16 protein-coding genes are annotated in these 17,534 nt (G+C 73.7%); 7 read left to right on the top strand and 9 right to left on the bottom strand.

Annotated elements, in window-relative coordinates; translation table 11 throughout:
- Positions 1–2: 2 nt before the first annotated feature.
- Positions 3–944 (bottom strand): carbohydrate ABC transporter permease, encoded by a 942-nt coding sequence (locus FGI33_RS14590; RefSeq protein WP_119434516.1) that lies wholly within the window; start codon positions 942–944, stop codon positions 3–5.
- A gap of 107 nt (positions 945–1,051) precedes the next feature.
- Here FGI33_RS14590 and FGI33_RS14595 point away from each other — a divergent pair, with 107 nt between their 5' ends.
- Positions 1,052–2,110 carry a LacI family DNA-binding transcriptional regulator gene (locus FGI33_RS14595; protein WP_237582070.1) on the top strand — a complete coding sequence of 353 codons (1,059 nt, stop codon included), beginning with the start codon at positions 1,052–1,054 and terminating at the stop codon, positions 2,108–2,110.
- A 108-nt stretch (positions 2,111–2,218) separates the two neighbouring features.
- Positions 2,219–3,355 (top strand): glycosyltransferase family 9 protein, encoded by a 1,137-nt coding sequence (locus FGI33_RS14600; protein WP_237582071.1) that lies wholly within the window; start codon positions 2,219–2,221, stop codon positions 3,353–3,355.
- A 65-nt stretch (positions 3,356–3,420) separates the two neighbouring features.
- On the opposite strand, the gene FGI33_RS14605 is transcribed toward FGI33_RS14600, so the two are convergent.
- The 3 genes from FGI33_RS14605 to FGI33_RS14615 all read right to left on the bottom strand — a co-directional run bounded on the left by FGI33_RS14605 (position 3,421) and on the right by FGI33_RS14615 (position 6,708).
- A complete protein-coding gene (locus FGI33_RS14605) occupies positions 3,421–4,761 on the bottom strand; it encodes an ABC transporter substrate-binding protein (RefSeq protein WP_119434923.1) in 1,341 nt (446 codons plus the stop codon).
- Positions 4,762–4,847: 86 nt separating this feature from the next.
- Entirely contained in the window at positions 4,848–5,759 is a 912-nt protein-coding gene (locus FGI33_RS14610) for a carbohydrate ABC transporter permease (RefSeq protein WP_119456776.1), read from the bottom strand.
- 10 nt (positions 5,760–5,769) lie between these two features.
- A complete protein-coding gene (locus tag FGI33_RS14615; protein ID WP_119434921.1) occupies positions 5,770–6,708 on the bottom strand; it encodes a carbohydrate ABC transporter permease in 939 nt (312 codons plus the stop codon).
- Between the two features lie 269 nt (positions 6,709–6,977).
- Between FGI33_RS14615 and FGI33_RS14620 the strand changes: the two genes are divergently transcribed.
- From FGI33_RS14620 to FGI33_RS14640, 5 genes are read left to right on the top strand one after another with little or no spacing between them, the layout of a single operon-like run.
- Positions 6,978–8,207 (top strand): ROK family transcriptional regulator, encoded by a 1,230-nt coding sequence (locus FGI33_RS14620; protein ID WP_147359409.1) that lies wholly within the window; start codon positions 6,978–6,980, stop codon positions 8,205–8,207.
- Positions 8,204–9,274, top strand: coding sequence for an ROK family protein (locus FGI33_RS14625; RefSeq protein WP_237582072.1), 1,071 nt, complete (start codon positions 8,204–8,206; stop codon positions 9,272–9,274). The genes FGI33_RS14620 and FGI33_RS14625 overlap by 4 nt, the downstream gene beginning before the upstream one ends.
- Positions 9,275–9,284: 10 nt before the next feature.
- Positions 9,285–10,289 (top strand): Gfo/Idh/MocA family protein, encoded by a 1,005-nt coding sequence (locus FGI33_RS14630; protein WP_119435005.1) that lies wholly within the window; start codon positions 9,285–9,287, stop codon positions 10,287–10,289.
- Complete coding sequence (locus FGI33_RS14635; protein ID WP_237582073.1) at positions 10,286–11,326, top strand: Gfo/Idh/MocA family protein; 1,041 nt, start codon at positions 10,286–10,288, stop codon at positions 11,324–11,326. The genes FGI33_RS14630 and FGI33_RS14635 overlap by 4 nt, the downstream gene beginning before the upstream one ends.
- Before the next feature lie 29 nt (positions 11,327–11,355).
- Positions 11,356–12,129, top strand: coding sequence for a glucosamine-6-phosphate deaminase (locus tag FGI33_RS14640; protein WP_119435006.1), 774 nt, complete (start codon positions 11,356–11,358; stop codon positions 12,127–12,129).
- 3 nt (positions 12,130–12,132) lie between these two features.
- Here the strand turns inward: FGI33_RS14640 and FGI33_RS14645 are convergent, their stop codons facing one another.
- The 5 genes from FGI33_RS14645 to FGI33_RS14665 form a co-directional block, all read right to left on the bottom strand.
- Positions 12,133–13,446, bottom strand: coding sequence for an alpha/beta hydrolase (locus FGI33_RS14645; RefSeq protein ID WP_119435007.1), 1,314 nt, complete (start codon positions 13,444–13,446; stop codon positions 12,133–12,135).
- 133 nt (positions 13,447–13,579) lie between these two features.
- Positions 13,580–14,929, bottom strand: coding sequence for a glycoside hydrolase family 26 protein (locus FGI33_RS14650; RefSeq protein ID WP_237582074.1), 1,350 nt, complete (start codon positions 14,927–14,929; stop codon positions 13,580–13,582).
- 109 nt (positions 14,930–15,038) lie between these two features.
- The gene (locus FGI33_RS14655; RefSeq protein WP_119435258.1) at positions 15,039–16,046 is read right to left on the bottom strand and encodes a glycoside hydrolase family 26 protein; all 1,008 of its coding nucleotides are present in this window, start codon (positions 16,044–16,046) and stop codon (positions 15,039–15,041) included.
- Positions 16,047–16,168: 122 nt separating this feature from the next.
- The gene (locus FGI33_RS14660) at positions 16,169–16,663 is read right to left on the bottom strand and encodes a luciferase domain-containing protein (protein WP_220453085.1); all 495 of its coding nucleotides are present in this window, start codon (positions 16,661–16,663) and stop codon (positions 16,169–16,171) included.
- Positions 16,664–16,827: 164 nt separating this feature from the next.
- Complete coding sequence (locus FGI33_RS14665) at positions 16,828–17,532, bottom strand: SDR family oxidoreductase (protein ID WP_043584090.1); 705 nt, start codon at positions 17,530–17,532, stop codon at positions 16,828–16,830.
- Positions 17,533–17,534 lie beyond the last annotated feature (2 nt).

The following is a 17,534-nucleotide window of genomic DNA, read 5'->3' on the forward strand; positions in this document are numbered from 1 at the left end:
GGTCAGCTGTCCTTCCGGGTGCCGACGAGCTGCACCACGTAGGCGACCACCATCGTCAGGACGCCCATGATGATCGCGATGGCGGCGGAGTAGTTGAACTGCTGTCCCGCGAAGGACAGGTTGTAGGCGTACATGTTCGGCGTGAAGAACGAGCTGATGCCGTTCGGCGCCAGCGTCTGCAGGATGTTCGGCTCGTTGAAGAGCTGGAAGCTGCCGATGATGGAGAAGATCACGCCGATGACGAGCGCGCCGCGGATGGCGGGGAGCTTGATGCCGGTGACGATGCGGAACGGGCCCGCGCCGTCGAGCTCGGCCGCCTCGTAGAGGTCGGGCGAGATGACGCGGAGGGCCGCGTAGAACAGCAGCATGTTGTAGCCGACGAACTCCCACGTGACGATGTTGCCGATCGACGCGAGGATCCAGCTCTGCGAGAGCAGGTCGGGCAGGTCCCACCCGGTCGCCTGCTCGATGTTGCCGACGAGGCCGAAGCGGTTGCCGTAGATGAAGCCCCACATGAGGGCCGCGACGACGGCGGGCACGGCGTAGGGCAGGAAGATCGAGATGCGGAAGAACGCGGTGAAGTGCAGGCGGGCCGAGTCGAGCGCGAGCGCCGCGAACAGCGCGATGAGCAGCATGATCGGCACCTGCACGACGAGGAACAGGGCGACGCGGCCGAGCGCGTCCCAGAACTTCGGGTCGTTGAGCGCCTGCGTGTAGTTGGCGATGCCGACGAACGAGTTGCCGCCGATCATCCGCTCCTGGAACAGGCTGAGGTAGATCGAGTAGCCGACGGGCGCGATGAGGACGACGAGGAAGACCACGAGGAACGGGGCGACGAAGCCCAGTCCGGTCCAGCGTCGCTTGTCGCGTCGCATCGGGGGACCGCTGGGGCGGGCCGCGTCGGGAGCCTTCGGCCGGGCGGCCGAGGTCGACATCGTCGTCATGTGCTTCCACTTCGTCGGGGGATCGCGGCGCAGTCAGCCCGGGAGCGGGCCGTCACCCCATTCGGGAGGATTGGGTGTTTGCGCAAACATCTGTGATGCTCGCAACCATGACATCTCCACCGTCGGCCGTCAAGTCGGGTGGCCGGCGCACGCCCGGCGGCCGCACCGTGTCGATGGCGGACGTCGCCGCGCACGCCGGGGTGTCCGCGCAGACGGTGTCGCGGGTGTCGAACGGGGCGCAGAACGTGGAGGCCTCGACCCGGCAGCGGGTGATGGACGCGATGGCCGAGCTGGGCTACCGGCCGAACAGCGCCGCCCGGGCCCTGAAGACCGGGCGCTTCCGCAGCATCGGCATCATCATGTTCACGCTCTCCACCCTCGGGAACATGCGCACGCTCGACGCGATCGTCACGGCCGCGTCCGGCGCCGGGTACACGATCACGCTCATGCCGGTGCCGCATCCCACCGAGGGCGAGGTGGCCGGGGCGTTCAGCCGGCTGCAGGAGGAGGCGGTCGACGGCGTCGTCATCATCATCGAGGCGCACATGCTCGACCGGGCCGACGTGATCATCCCCGTGGGGCTGCCCGTCGTGATCATCGACTCCGACGCGGGCGACCCCTTCGTGGTCGTGGACACCGACCAGGAGCAGGGCACGCGGCTCGTCACGCAGCACCTGCTGGACCTCGGGCACACCGCGATCGTGCACGTCGCGGGTCCCTCCACCTCCTACTCGGCGGCCCGCCGCGCGGCCGAGTGGCGCGCGACCATGATCGACGCGGGGCTCGCCCCGGAGGATCCCGCGCAGGGCGACTGGACGACGGCGTCCGGCTACCGCATCGGCAAGGAGCTCGGCCGGCGGGCCGACATCACGGGCATCGTCGCCGCGAACGACCAGATGGCCCTGGGGATCATGCACGCGCTGCACGAGCTCGGCCGCGACGTGCCCGGCGACGTCAGCGTGGTCGGCTTCGACGACACCGAGGAGTCGAGCTCGTTCTGGCCGCCGCTCACGACCGTGCACCAGGACTTCACCGAGATCGGCCGCCGCTCCATGCAGGTGCTGCTCGAGATGCTCGACGGCCGCGAGCCCTCGGGCGACCGCATCGTGCCGACGCGGCTCGTGGTGCGCGAGAGCGCGGGGGCGCCGCGGGCCGACGCGCGCTGATCCGCGATCCGTCCGCGGCCGTCTCGATGCGGTCGCCACGGCCGTTTCGATGAGGCCGCGGTGGGGAACGGGGTGAGGGACCCACCCGCTCGAACTGGAGGCCGCCCCGTGCCCGTCGTCGCCCCGCTCCACGAGACCTTCCCCGACGTCCGCTCCATCGCCGTGCTGCGCGGCGGCGGGCTCGGCGACCTGATCTTCGCGCTGCCCGCGATGGCGGCGCTGCGGGCCGCGTACCCGGGCGCCAGGATCACGCTGCTCGGCACGCCGCTGCACCGCGCGCTCCTCGGCGGCCGGCCCGGCGGGCCCGACGACATCGAGGTGCTGCCGGTGGCGCACGGCGTGCGGGACGTGCCGGGCACGGATCCCGACCCGGAGGAGATCGAGGCGTTCGCCGCCCGCATGCGCGAGCGCCGCTTCGACCTCGCCGTGCAGGTGCACGGCGGCGGCCGCAACTCCAACCCGTTCCTCCTGCGGCTCGGCGCCCGGCACACCGTGGGCACCGCGACCGACGACGCCGAGCCGCTCGAGCGCGTGATGCCGTACGTCTACTACCAGCACGAGGTGCTGCGCGGGCTCGAGGTCGCGGGGCTCGCGGGCGCGCCCGCGGCCGACCTGGAGCCGGTCGTCGAGGTGACCGACGCCGAGCGGTCCGCGGCGGCGGAGCGCGTGACGGGCGCGCCCGGCGGGCTCCTCGTGATCCACCCGGGCGCCACCGACCCGCGCCGCCGCTGGCCCGTCGAGTCGTTCGCGGAGGTCGCGCGCCGCGCCGCCGCCGACGACGCGCAGGTGGTCGTCGTGGGCGACGCGACGGACGCCGCCGACGCCGACCGCATCGTCGCGCTCGGCCGGGAGGGCCTGCCCGCGGAGCAGGCCGAGCGGATCACCTCGCTCGCCGACTCCCTCGACCTCGGCGAGCTCGCCGGCCTCTTCACGCACGCCGACGTCGTGCTCGGCAACGACAGCGGCCCGCGTCACCTCGCGCAGGCCGTCGGCGCGCGCACGGTCGGGGTGTTCTGGTTCGGCAACGTCGTGAACGCGGCCGCGTTCGGGCGCACGCGGCACCGGATCCACATCGGCTGGACCACGCGCTGCCCCGTCTGCGGCGTCGACGTGACCCAGGTCGGCTGGACCGCCGAGCGCTGCGCGCACGACCCGTCGCACGTCGCGGAGGTGCGCGTCGACGACGTGCACGCGGACGTGGAGCAGCTGCGGCGGGCGTCGCTCGCGGAGCGCGTCACGGCCTAGGCGCGCGACGACGGCGCGGCCCCTCGCGTGAGGGACCGCGCCGTCGGCGGATCAGCGGGCGCGGATCACCCCGCGTCGAGCGCCGCCTGGCCCGCGGCGGCCGCGGCCTTCAGGGCGTCCTCGGGAGAGGTCTTGAGCAGCATCGCCTTCTCGAGCTCGGCGCCCAGCGCCGCGCTCACCTCGGCGTAGTTGGAGACCGACGGGCGGGAGCGCGCGTAGTCGAGCTGGTCGACGAACACCTGGATCAGCGGGTTCTCCTTCAAGTACGCGCTGTAGGTGTCCGACGCCTCGGTCTTCGTGTTCGTCGGCAGGTAGCCGCTCGCGATGTCCCACTCGGCCTGCTGGTCGGGCTGCATGAACCAGGAGAGGAACGCGTAGGAGCCCGCCTCCTGCTCGGGCGTGCCCTTCGTGATGTACGAGACGTTGGTGCCCGTGTTCATCGCCGGCTGGTCGATCTGCGGGAACGTGAAGACGCCGACGTTCTCGGCGCCGATGCCCTCCTGCACCGTGCTGAGGTTGTACGCGCCGCCGATGAACATCGCGAACTGGCCCGCGTTGAAGAACGGCGCGCCCTGGTTCTGGTTGCTGTCCGCGGCGCTCGAGGGATACGCGACGCCGTCCTTCACCATGTCGGTCCAGGTGGTGAGCGCCTTCACGCCCTCCGGGGAGTCGAACGCGACCTCCGAGTCGTCCTCGTTCAGGAACTCGCCGCCGGCGCTCCACAGCATCGACTGGAAGGTGAAGACGGGCCACTCGTTGCTGCCGATGGGCAGGTACACGCCGTACTGGCCGTCCTTGGTGAGGGTCTTCGCGTCGGCCGCGAGCTCGTCCCAGGTGGTGGGGGTGTCGGTGATGCCGGCGTCGGCGAACATCTTCTTGTTGTAGATGATCGCGTAGTCGCCGCCGTCGGTCGGCAGCGCGTACGTGGTGCCGTCGAACTGCCCGGAGGCGAGCATCCCCTCGGGGATGTCGTCGGCGCTGAGCGCGTAGTCGCCCGTGCCGAGCTTGTCGTCGAGCGGCACGATCTTGCCGGTCGCGATGGACTCGCCGAGCGACGACGGCTCCGAGTCGCTGATCACGAGGTTCGGCGCCTGGTCGCTCGAGAGCGCCTGCACCATGCGGGCCGTGAAGCCCTCCGAGGCGATGAACTGCGACTGCACCGTGTACTGGTCCTGCGCGTCGTTGAAGCGCTGGACGAGCTCGGTGAGCTTGGTGGCCGCGTCGCCCGTGGCCTGGTTCCACATGGTGATGGTCGTGCGGCCCGTGGCGTCGTCGACGTTGCCCGTGACGGATCCGCCGCTGCACGCGGAGAGGGCGACGGCGGTCGCGATCGCCGTTCCGGCGACGAGGGTCCGCCGGAGGGCGGAGGCGCGCGGGGAGCGCGTCGAGGGGCGGCGGAGCTTCATGGATTCCTCCTGGTGCGGGATGGTGCGGTGGGTGCCGTGCGGTTCGTGCGGGGATGCGGGTGATGCGGGTGACGCGGGGAGGCGGCCTAGCGGAGGCCGCCGGAGATGGCCTTGACGATCTGGCCCTGGAAGAGCAGGAAGACGACGAGGACGGGGATCACCGCGAGCGTGGATCCCGCCATCAGCAGGTTGAAGTTCGAGGCGCCCTCCTGCGATTGGAGGAGCGTGAGGCCGATCTGCACGGTGAAGAGCTCGGTGCGATTCACGGCGATGAACTGGAAGAAGAAGTTGTTCCAGTTGTAGACGAAGGAGAGGATCGCGAACGAGCCGATCATCGGCGTCGCCATGGGCGCCATGATCAGCCGGAACCGCTGCCAGACGCCCGTGCCGTCCATGCGCGCCGCGTCCTCGATCTCCGACGGGAAGTTCGAGAAGAACTGCCGGAAGAGGAACACCCCGAGGATCGACGGGATGTTCGGCACGATGAGCCCCTGGTAGCTGTTCAGCCAGCCGAGCGACGAGAGCAGCGTGATGAGCGGCGTGAACACGATCTCGAACGGCACCATGAGCGCCGCGAGCAGCACCAGGAACAGCAGGTTCCGGCCGCGGAACCGGAGGCGCGCGAACGCGTACCCGGCCATGAGGCTCGTGATCACCTGCCCGGCCGTGGAGAGCACCGCGACCACGATCGTGTTCACGTAGAAGCGGCCGAACGGCGCGATCTCGAACAGGCGCGTGTAGTTCTCCGGGTGCCATTCCGTGGGCAGGAAGGTCGGCGGGACGGAGAGCGCCTCCTGCGCCGACTTGAAGCTCACGAGCACCATCCAGATGAACGGCCCGAAGAAGATGACGCTGGCGACGATGAGGATCACGTGGCGGAGCGTCGACGGGAGGTACCGGCGCAGCGGCCGGCGGCGGCGCGCGGGGCGGGCGTGGCCGGATCCGCCGGCGGGCGGCACCGGGGCGGCGGCGGTCTCGTGCTCGAGGGAGATGGTCATGACGGGCCCTTCACAGCATCTCGACGGTGTCGCGGCGCGACAGGAACTTGAGCTGGATCGCGGTCACGGTGATGCCGATCAGCAGGAGGACGACCGAGGCGGCCGTGGCCGCGCCGCCGTTGAAGAACTGGAAGCCCTGCTCGTAGATCCAGTAGATGGCGGTCTTGGTGGATCCGAGCGGGCCGCCGCCCGTGAGGACGTAGACCTGCGTGAACACCTGCAGCGTGCTGATGAGGCCGGTGATGACGAGGAACCCGCTCGTGGGCGCGACCAGCGGCAGCGAGATGGAGAAGAAGCGGCGGACGACGCCCGCGCCGTCGAGCTTCGCGGCCTCGTGGTAGCTCGGCGGGATGGTGGAGAGCGCGGCCGAGAAGATGATCATCGTGTAGCCCGTCTGCTGCCACACGATGAAGACGATGACCGCGACGATGGCCCACGGCTCGGTCGTGAGGAACGAGATCGAGTTGACGCCGAAGGGCTTCAGCGCCGTGTTCACCAGGCCGCCGAGCGGCGTGAGCAGGTAGCTGAAGATGAGCGCGCTGCCGACGGTGGGGGCGATGTGCGGCGCGAAGATCATGGTCCGGTAGAACGAGCGGCCGCGGAACGGGCCGTCGAGCATGGCGGCGAAGAGCAGGCCGACGGCCATGGATCCCGGCACCACCACGATCGCGATGATCGCCGTGTTGCGGAGCGCCGCGAGGAACCCGCTCGTGGGCGAGAAGAGGCCCGCGAAGTTGTCGAGGCCGACGAAGCTCGTGGCGCCGGGGGCGCCCGGGTTCCAGTCGGTGAAGCTGTAGACCACGGTCTGGAGCAGCGGGTAGAGGTAGAAGACCGACAGCAGGATCGTGGTGGGGGCGACGAGCGCGTAGCCGGCGCGGCCCTCCTTCTCGTGCAGGGTGCGGCGCTGGTACGACTCCGGCAGGCGGGTCGACGCGAGGGCGGTCGTCACGACGGGCCTCGGCGGGATCGGCTCGGGCCTCGGCGGGCATCGGCCGCGGCGCCCGGGCGGGCGATCGGGGGACGTGCGGTCATCGCGGGCTCCTCGTGGTGGGCGGCTCGGGATCCGGACGCGTGCCCCTCACGGGAGGACGACCTCGTCCGGGAAGCCCTGGCTCTCGACCGTAGGCTTCAGGTGTTTCCCGCATGTTACTGGCCCGTTGCAAGAAGAAGTAGTTCTTTTTTCGCCGGACTTCGTTCGATCGTCGATAGGATCACCGCATGACCCCGAACGCCACGCGCCTCCAGGACGCGGAGGTCGCCCCCGGATCCGTGGGCGACGTGCTCCGTCTCATCCGGGAGGAGCGCGCCGTCTCGCGCTCCGCGATCGCGCGCCGCACGGGCCTCTCGCCGTCCACCGTCGGCATCCGCGTGGACGCGCTGCTGCGCCTCGGCCTCGTCGCCGAGGGCGGGGACGAGGAGTCCCGCGGCGGGCGTCGCGCCCGGCGGCTCGACGTCGTGCGGGAGGCGGGATCCGTCGCCGCGGTCGACTTCGGCGCCCGCCACCTCACCGTGGCCGTCGCCGACCTCGCGGGCGACGTCGTCGGCAGCGTGCGCCGCACGGGGCTGCCCGACCAGGACCCGGAGGCGGTCGTCGCCGCCATGTGGTCCGAGGTGCAGGGCCTGCTGGCCGAGCACGGGCTGGATCCCGCGCTGCTGTCCGGCATCGGCGTGGGGCTGCCCGCGCCCATCGAGCACCCGTCCGGCCGGGTCGTGCTGCCGTCCTTCATGCCGTCGTGGCACAACGTCAGCCTGCCGTCGCTCTTCGCCGCGCACACCGATGTGCCGGTGGTCGTCGAGAACGACGCGAACCTCGTGGCGCTCGCCGAGTCGGCGCCCGGCGCCCGCAGCGACGGCGACCACCTCCTCGCCGTGGTGCTCGGCACGCGCATCGGCAGCGGGATCCTCACCGGCGGGCGCCTGCACCGCGGGGCCAGCGGCGCCGCCGGCGAGATCAGCCACTCCGCGGTCGACGGCGAGGCGGCCATCTCCTGCATCTGCGGGATCCCGAACTGCCTCGAGTCGGTCGCGGGCGGCGGCGCCGTGGCCGCGCGGCTCACCGCGCTCGGGCACCCGGTGGAGAGCGCGTCGGACATCATCGAGCTGGGCCGCACGGCGGATCCCGAGATCGTCACGGTGCTGCGCGAGGCCGGCACCCGGATCGGGGCGTCGCTCGCCACCATCGTCAACTTCCTCAACCCGCGCGCGGTCGTGCTGAGCGGCACCATGTCGGCGTCCGCGCCGCTCGTGGCCGCCATCCGCGCGGAGCTGTTCTCCCGCTGCCTGCCCATCGCGGCGCACGACCTCGACGTGCGCGCGGCCGTGGATCCCGCGAACGCCGTGGTCCGCGGCGCCACCCGCATGATCCTCGAGGAGGTGCTCGCGCCCGCCCGCGTCGAGCAGCGGGTCCGCGCCCTCGCCGAGGCCGACGTGCCGGGCGCGACCGCGTGACGCGCGGGGACGCGGATCCGGCGCCGGCGCGGCCGTGCGCGGTCGTCGCGGTGGACGTCGGCGGCACCACGCTGAAGGGCGCCGTGCTCGACGCCCACGGCGGCGTCGTCGCGCGCCGCGTCTCCCCGACGTTCGACGGGCGGATGGACGCGCTCGCCACCCTGCGCGAGCTCGTCGCCGACCTCGTCGACCGGTCGGCGCGCGACGGCGTGCGCGTGGCCGCCGTGGGCCTCGCGTCGCCCGGCCTCGTGGACGCGGAGACGGGGAGCATCGGGTACGCCGCGAACCTCGGCTGGTCCGGGCTGCCGCTCCGACGGATCCTCGAGGACGAGCTGGGCCTCCCCGTGCACGTGGAGCACGACGCCCGGGCCGCCGCGGTCGCCGAGCGCGCCGCGCACCCGGACGAGGAGGCGGCCTTCCGCGACTTCGTCTTCATCCCCATCGGCACGGGCGTGGCCGCCGCGGTCGTGACCTCCGGCGTCGTCGTCCGCGGCGCGACCGGCGGCGCCGGCGAGTTCGGGCACACGCCCATCGTCGGCGGCGGCGACCTCTGCGGCTGCGGCCAGCACGGCTGCCTGGAGGCGTACGCGTCGGCGACGAGCGTCCTCGCCCGGTACCGCAGGCGCGGCGGCACGGCCGCCTCCTCGACGCCCGGGATCGTCGCGCGGCTCGACGCGGATCCCGACGCGCGCGCCGTGTGGGCCGACGCGGTCGACGCGCTCGCCGTGGGGATCACGACGCTCGCCGTGGTGCTCGACCCCGCGCGCGTCGTGATCGGCGGCGGCCTCTCCGGCGCGGGCGACGCCCTGCTCGTGCCGCTGCGCGCCGCGGTCGACGCCCGGCTCGGCTGGCGGTCGGCGCCGCCCATCATCCGCTCGACGCTCGGCACGCACGCGGGCGTCATCGGCGCGGCCCTGCTCGCCGGCGGCCCCGCCATGTCGCCCGGCTTCGCCGTGCGCGCGGAGGCGTCCCTGCGGGCGTCGACCGCCGAGGCCGTGGGCGCGCCCGCGTCGATCGCCGCCGACCCGCCGGCCCCCGGATCCACCGTCCCATCCGCCCGCACGTGAGGAACCGCACATGACAGCTCCACCCCTCCGCATCGGCCTCGTCGGGGCCGGCGGCATCAGCGCGTCGCACCTGCCGCACCTGCTCGCGCTCGGCGCCGAGGTCTACGTCCACTCCGAGCAGGGCGCCGCCGAGGCGGTCGCCCGGCACGGCGGCGGCACGGTCGTCGACACCCTCGACGAGCTGCTCGAGCTGGTCGACGTCGTCGACGTGGTCACGCCCACCTGGACGCACGCGCCGATCGTGCGCCGGGCGCTCGAGGCGGGCAAGGACGTCATCAGCGAGAAGCCGCTCGCGCGCACGGACGCCGACGCCGAGGAGCTGGTCGCGCTCGCCGCCCGGCTCGGACGCCGGCTGCACCCCGCGCACGTCGTGCGGTTCTTCCCCGAGTACGTGCGCCTCAAGGAGGCCGTCGACCAGGGCCTCCTCGGCGACCTCGCGGTGCTGCGGTTCTCGCGCGCCGGCGCCTACCCGACCCGCACGCCCTGGTTCGCCGACCGGGAGCTCTCGGGCGGCATCATCATGGACCAGATGATCCACGACCTCGACATCGCGCGCTGGGTCGCTGGCGAGGTCGTGCGGGTCTCCGCCGTCTCCACCCGCGCGGGCGACGCCGAGCACCCGATCGAGGCGGCGCACGTGCTGCTGACGCACGCGTCCGGCGCGATCAGCCACGTCGCCGGCGTCTGGGGCCCGGCGCACCTGCGCTTCACGACCGAGTACACGGTCACGGGCACGGGCGGGCAGCTCGAGCACTCCTCGGCGGTGCAACGGGGCTACGTGGCCGACCTCGCCGGGGGCGGGACGGGCGGGGATCTCGTGCCCGACACGGATCCCGCCGAGGACCCGTACTTCGTCGAGCTGCGCGAGTTCACGCGCGCGTTCGCGGGCGGACCCGAGCCGCGCGTGAGCGCCGCGGACGGTGCCGCGGCCGTGCGGATCGCCACCGCCGCGCTCGAGAGCCTCGACACCGGGCAGCCGGTGGACCTCGCGCCCGCTCTCGGCGGGGAGGCGTGACCGCCGTGCGGGAGAGCCACGAGGGCCCGCTGCGCGTCGCCGTCATGTCGTTCGCGCACACGCACGCCCGCTCCTACCTCGCGCTGCTCGCGGGGATGGACGACGTCGAGGCGCGCGCGAGCGACCCCGGCCCGCACCCGGACGGCGAGCTGCGCGGCCGCGCCATGGCCGACGCGCTCGGCGTCGCGTACGCCGACACCCACGACGAGCTGCTCGCCTGGCGGCCGGACGCCGTGATCGTCGCGAGCGAGAACGTGCGGCACCGCGAGCTGGTGGAGCTCGCCGCATCCGCCGGCGCCGACATCCTCTGCGAGAAGCCGCTCGCCACCACGCTCGAGGACGGCCTCGCCATGGAGCGGGCCGTCGCCGACGCGGGCGTGCGGCTCATGGTCGCGTTCCCCGTGCGCTTCGCCAGCGCGTTCCAGGAGCTGCGGGCCGCGCACGCCCGCGGCGCCCTCGGCCAGCTCGTCGCGCTCCGCGGCGCCAACAACGGGAAGCTGCCGATGGAGCGGGCGTGGTTCGGGGATCCGGCGCTGTCCGGCGGCGGCGCGCTCGTCGACCACGTGGTGCACGTCGCCGACCTGCTCGACGCGCTCACGGGCGCGGAGGCGGTCAGCGTCACGGCCGTGAGCAACCGGATCCTGCACGCCCACCGCGCGCAGGCCGAGACCGGCGGGCTCGTCACGATCACCTACGACTCGGGCCTCGTCGCCGCGATCGACTGCTCGTTCACGCAGGCCGACACCGCGCCCACCTGGGGTGGCGTGAAGGTCACCGCGACCGGCACGGCCGGCAGCGTCGGGATCGACTTCTTCGGGCCCCGGGTCCGCGGGCTCGACGCCGCCACCGGCCGGCCGATCGAGCTGCCGTACGGCCCGGACTTCGACGCCGCCCTCCTCGACGCGTTCCTCGCCGGGGTGCGCGGCGGGGAGCAGCCCCAGCCGGACCTGCAGGTCGGGCTCCGCACGCTGCGCATCGTGCTCGCGGCGCAGGAGTCGGCCCGCACGGGACGCACGATCGAGGTCGCCGCGCTCTGACGCGGCGGACACCACAGGAGGGGACGCGCATGCAGGTGGTCATCCGGGACAGCCCCGAGGAGGTGGGCCGGTACGCGGCCGGCGTGATCGGCGCGCGCGTGCGCGACGGGAGCCTGCGCGTGCTCGGGGTGGCGACGGGATCCTCGCCGCTGCCCGTCTACGAGGCGCTCGCCGCAGGGCCCGACCGCGACGCCCTCCACGGGCTCACGGCCTTCGCGCTCGACGAGTACGTGGGGCTCCCCGCGGACCACCCGGAGGGCTACCGCGCCGTGATCGACCGCGAGGTCACGCGGCGGCTCGGCCTCGACCCGGCCCGCGTCCACGTGCCCGACGGCCGGGTGGAGGGGATCCGGGACGCGGGCGACCGGTTCGAGGCGCTCATCCGGGAGGCGGGCGGCATCGACCTGCAGATCCTCGGCATCGGCGCGACGGGGCACATCGGCTTCAACGAGCCGACCTCGTCGTTCGCGTCGCGCACGCGCATCAAGACGCTCACGCCCGAGACGCGGGCCGACAACGCGCGCTTCTTCGCGTCACCGGAGGAGGTGCCCGTGCACTGCGTCACGCAGGGGCTCGGCACGATCCTCGACGCGCGCCGCGTGCTCCTCGTCGCGCACGGCGCGTCGAAGGCGGCGGCCGTGGCGGCGGCGGTCGAGGGGCCGCTCACCAGCATGTGCCCGGGATCCGCGCTGCAGCTGCACCCCGACGCGACCGTCGTGGTCGACGAGGCCGCGGCCGCCGGCCTCGCGCTCGCCGACTACCACCGCTTCGTGTTCGCGAACCGGCCGGGGTGGCAGGTCTGACGCTCAGCCCTCGGTCGGGTCGAGCGCCTGGGTCGCGTGCGGCGTGGTCGCGATGGCGGCGTTCCGCAGCGACTCCGTGCCCGCGTCGAGGTAGCCGTACGTCTCCTCGTGGGCGGCGAACTCGGCGGCGCGCTGGGCCGGGTCGCGGATGGTCGTCCAGGCGCGCGAGTCCGGGTCGTCGTTCCACGGCGAGTGCAGGACCGGCGCGTGCGTGGTGACGGGCAGGAGGCCGCGCGCGGGATCGCCGTCGACCGAGATCACGGTGGCGCCGAAGCCGGGGGCGCGCGGATCCTGCCGGGAGAGCCGCCCCCACACGGCCTCGTCGTCGTCCGCCGCCTCGCCCGCGTAGACGTGCCGGGCGTGCAGCTGGCGGGCGTCCTCGATGCCGTCCTCGACGCCGGCCGAGCCGAGCATCACGAAGGAGTCGACGCCGAGGTCGCGGGCGGCGAGGGCGTCGGCGGCCATGGTGGATCCGTACGAGTGCGCGATCACGTCGACGCTCGTGAGGTCGCCGCCGCGGCGCGCCGCCTGCAGCCCCGCGATCTCGCTCGCGAGCAGCGGGGCGCCGCGCTCCGCGTAGTCGCCCAGCGTCGCGTCGACGCCGGGCGGCGGCGTGCGGTACCCGATCCACGCGACCACGGCGTGCGCGGCCGGGGCGCCGACCGACGCCTGCGCGTCGAACACGTTCTGCGCGGTCTCCGTCCAGAGCTGCATGTCGTCGGTGTAGGTGCCCATGCCCGGCAGCGTGAAGGTGACCTGGCGGGCGGTGTCGAGGTCGCCGACCGCGATGGCGGCGAGCGGCGGATCCCGGTGGCTCAGCGACACGAGCCAACGCCTCGGCTCCGTGCCGCCGCCCGTCCGGGCCTCCGGCTTCAGCGCGTCGCGGATCGCCGTGAGGGCCGTGAGCCGGTTCCGGGCGTCGGCGTCGTCGGGGTGGGCGGCGACCGCCTCCCGCTCCGTGCGCAGCTCGGTCCGCAGCTGGCGGCGGTTGGCCGCGTCGCGCGAGGCGTAGTCGACGCCGTCGAGGTTGCCGACGAGCTCGGGCGAGCTGCGGATGAGCGCCCGCTGGTGCTCCCGGTCCTTCGCGGCCCACCAGGACACGACGCGCTCGGGCGACGCGTCCATCACCTGCAGCTCGAGGGCCGGGTGCGCCCGGATCATCCGCTGGGCCTGCGACGCGGTGAGGGCGGCGTAGCGGTCGAGCTGCGCGAAGCCCCCCTCGACGCCGGATCCGGGCGGGGCCGGCAGGATCACGAGGCCGACGAGCACGGCGGCGAGGGCGATCGCGGTCTCGCGCCGCCGGTGGGCTCGGGTCACCACCGCCTCCTCATCGCACGCGCCGCCGTCGGGTCGGCCGGGCGCAGGTCAGATCGTAGGCCGTGGGATCCGCGGGGCGCCCGTGCGCCGGCTGGGCGCCGACTGGGCGTGCGCGACCGCGGCCCGGAGCGGATCAGCCGCGCCGGAGGGCGAGCGCGTCGCGGAGCGCGGCGGCGGAGGCGGCCGAGCTGTCGATCCGCCAGTCCTCCTCCTTCTGGAAGTCGAACCACACGAAGCCGAGCACGTCGGGCTGGGCCTGCAGGTAGGCGACGAGGTCGCGATCCCAGTCGGCCTTGGATCCGCCCGTCTCGCTCGACGCCACCTCGGCGATGACGAGGGGCTTTCCGGGGGCGATGGAGCGCAGCTGCGCGAGGCCCGGGCCGAAGAGGTCGGCGGGCGCGGTCCAGCGCTGGCCGGGGACGGCGCCCCAGTTGTAGCCGTCGAGGGCGACGACGTCGACCTGGTCGGCGCCGGGGTAGAGGGACGCGAGGTCGGTGGATCCCGGGTACGGCACGTTCGGGCTCCACACCCACTTCACGTTCGTGGCCCCCTGCGCCATGACGAGGTCGTGCACGTGCCTCCACGCCGCGACGTAGGACCCGGACGCGTTGCCGTTGACGCCGTCGGACCACGGGTACCAGTTCCCGTTCATCTCGTGCCCGTATCGGAGGTAGACGGTCTTCCCGTACTTCGCGAGGTCGGCGCCCCACGAGCGGATGTACGCGTCGTGGTCGCCCGCGACGACGCGCGCGTTCGAGTAGGCGGACTGGTCGACGCCCGCGCCGCCCTGCCACGGCTCCCAGGTGATGAGGCTGTCGGCGCCGCGCGCGGCCACGCTCCGGAGGCCCGAGATGGGCGCCGGGTGCGTGAAGTCGACGTGGCTCATGACGATGGACGGGCTCTCGCCGAGGGTCGTGGACGCGGCGTCGAGCTCGCCGTTCGCCGTGGGGCCGCCGGGCGTCGAGAGGCCGAGGCGCAGGCGGGCGGAGCTGATGGCGGGGGCGGTGGACGCGGGAGCGGAGGTCGTCGGCGCGGGGGCCGTCGTCGGGGGAGCGGGCGTCGGGGTCGGCGCGGGCGCCGCGGAGCGGGCGGACCCGGCCGACTTCGCCGCGGTGACGGAGAAGGCGGCGCCGGCCGAGCGCGTGCCGACGGTCGCGGTGATGCGGATCGTCGAGAGCGAGGTGCGGGGGATCGTGATCGCGGTGGTGAAGCGCCCGGTCGCGGTGGTCGTGATGCGCTTCGCGGCGGATCCGGCGGCGACGACGGCGCCCTTCCTCGCGGGGAAGCCGGTGCCGGTCACGGTCACGGCCGTGCCGACCGGGCCGGAGGCGACGGAGAGGACGATCGCGGCCGGCGTCGCGGGCACGGCCTGCGCCGCGGACGCGCGGGAGGCCAGAGCCGGGGCGACGAGCACGGTGGCCGTCACGACCGCGGGCGCGACCGCGGTGACGACGGCGCACTTCAGGCGGCGGCGAGTGGGCATGGCGGTGTGGTCCTTCCCCCGATGGATCAATGCGAGCGTATGTTCTTCGGCGCCCGCCGTCCATCGGATGTCCGCCGAGCGACGGGATCCGATGGAGGGGGCGGGCGGATCAGACGCGACGGGCGGCGAGCGCGTCGCGGAGGGCGGTGGCGGACGACGCGGAGCTGCCGATGCGCCAGTCCGCCTCCTTGTCCATGTCGAACCAGACGAACGCCTGGACGTCGGGCTGGGCCTGCAGGTAGGCGACGAGGTCCTGATCCCACTGGGCCTTGGATCCGCCGACCTCGGAGGACGCGGTCTCGGCGACGACGATGGGCTTCCCCGGCGCGATGCCGCGGAGGCGCTCGAGGCCTGGGCCGAACAGGTCGGCGGGCTGGACCCACGAGTGGCCGGTGATGCTGGTGCCCCAGTTGTAGCCGTCGAGCCCGACGACGTCGACGTACCCGTCGCCCGGGTAGAGGCCCGCGAGCGCGGTGGATCCGGTGTACGGCACGTTCGGCGTCCACACCCAGCGCACCTCGGTCGCGCCGGCGCCCACGACGACGTCGTGCACGTGCCGCCAGGCGGCGGCGTATGAGCCCGCGCCGTTGCCGTCGACGCCCTCGGCCCACGGGTACCAGTCGCCGTTCATCTCGTGCGCGTAGCGGAGGTAGACCGGGCCGCCCCACTTCGCGAGGGCGGCACCCCACTCTCGGATGTACGCGTCGTGGTCGCCCGCGGCGATGCTCGCGTTCGTGTACGCGGGCTGATCCGCGCCCGCGCCGGCCTCCCACGGCTCCCAGGTGAGGAGGGTCTCGGCGCCCCGCGCGGCGACGGAGTCGAGGGCCGCGATGGGCGGCGACTGCGTGAAGTCGGCGTAGGAGAGCACGATGCTCGGGCTCTCGCCGACCTGCGTGGCCACCTGGTCGAGCTCGCTGCCGTCGGTCGGGCCGCCGGGGGTGGCGACGCCGAACCGGAGCCCGGCGTCGGAGACGGCCGGAGCGGCGCTCGCGGCGGTCGGGGCCTGGCCGGTGGTCGCGGCACTGGCGGGGGATGCTGTGGTGAGGATCCCGGCGGTGAGGGCGAGACCCAGGATGAGGGTGGTCGCGGTGCGGATGGTGCGGGGGTGGTGCGTCATTGTGTCCAGTTTTCTGCGGATGTCCGCTCCCTGGAAGCTATCCGACGCTTCCCTGGGCCCGTCGCCCGATGTCCGCTCACGGCCGGACGGTCAGGTCATGGTCGGGTGCGGGCCCCGTCCGCTCAGCCCGCGGGGGCGGGGACGTGCGCCGGTCGCTCGTCGCCGGGGTCGCGGGCGAAGGCGATCGCCTCCTCGACGATCCCGACCACCACCTCGAGCTCGGCCTCGTCGCGCGGACCGTAGACGAGGAACTCGGTGCCGTGGTCCTCGTACTGGTGCGGCGTCGCCCAGCCGAGCGCGGTGAGCTCGGCGCCGCGGGCGACCGGCAGGCAGAGGTGCAGGGACGTGTCGTCCACGCCGTGCAGGTGCACCGGCTCGAGGCGGCCCTCCGGCGCGAGCGAGGTCCACGGGACGACGGGCTCGGCGCGGTCCTCGAGGAACAGGCCGCGCGAAGAGGCGGGCGACACCTGGCTGTGGCCCTCGCGCACGCCGGGCAGCGCGAACGCGCGCGCGACGAGGCGGCCCCAGAGCCCGGGCGTCGCGCGGTCGGTGAGCTGCCGCTGCGGGCCGTCGTCGGAGAGCGTCGGACGGGGGCCGGGGCGCGGGGTGGAGATCATGCGTCGAACCTATCGGCGGGGCTCCGCCCGACGGCGGCGCGGCCGGGCGCGGGCCGGATCCCGCCGACGCGCTGACCCGACCGGCGGGAGACGAGACGAGCCCGGCCCCGCGCGATGCGGGGCCGGGCTCGTGTCATGCGCGGGCGGCGCGGATCAGCCGCGGATCACGGCCAGCTGTCCTCGAGCTCGTGCGTGATGACGAGCTCGCGGATCTCGCAGCCGCGCGGCTGGCCGAGGATGAACATCACCGAGTCGGCGACAGCGGCCGGGTCGTTGAGGTTCGCGTCGGAGCCGGGCTTGTACTTCGGGTCGCGGTCGTCGAAGAAGTGCGTCTTCATGCCCGAGGGGATCAGCGTGGTCACGCCGACCTCGCCCTTCGTCTCGGCGGCCAGCGCCCGGGTGAAGCCGAGCACGCCGAACTTGGAGGCGCAGTAGGCGGTGGCGTCCGAGACGGCCTTGATGGCGAGCGACGACGCGACGGTGACGACGCGGCCGTGCGACTCGGTGAGGAACGGCAGCGCCGCGCGGACGACGGCGACCGTCCCCATCAGGTTCACGCCGATGACCTTCTCCCACTCGGTGGGGGCGACGTCGACGAGGCGGCCGCAGCGGTCGATGCCCGCGGCGGTGACGACGGCATCCAGGCCGCCGTGCGCCTGGGCGATCTCGGTGACGAGCGCCTCGGTGGCGCGGGTGTCGGAGACGTCGATGCGGTGCGCTTCCATGCCGGTGACGCTCGACGTGTCGAGGTCGAGCACGATGGGCTCGCCGCCGGCCGCGAGGACCGCCTGCGCGACCGCGGCGCCGAGCCCGGACGCGCCTCCGGTGATGAGGACGCGGCCGGTGCTGGGGCGGGGGGAGTCGGTCATGG

Origin of the sequence: Clavibacter phaseoli, assembly GCF_021922925.1 — a bacterium.
GTDB lineage: Bacteria > Actinomycetota > Actinomycetes > Actinomycetales > Microbacteriaceae > Clavibacter > Clavibacter phaseoli.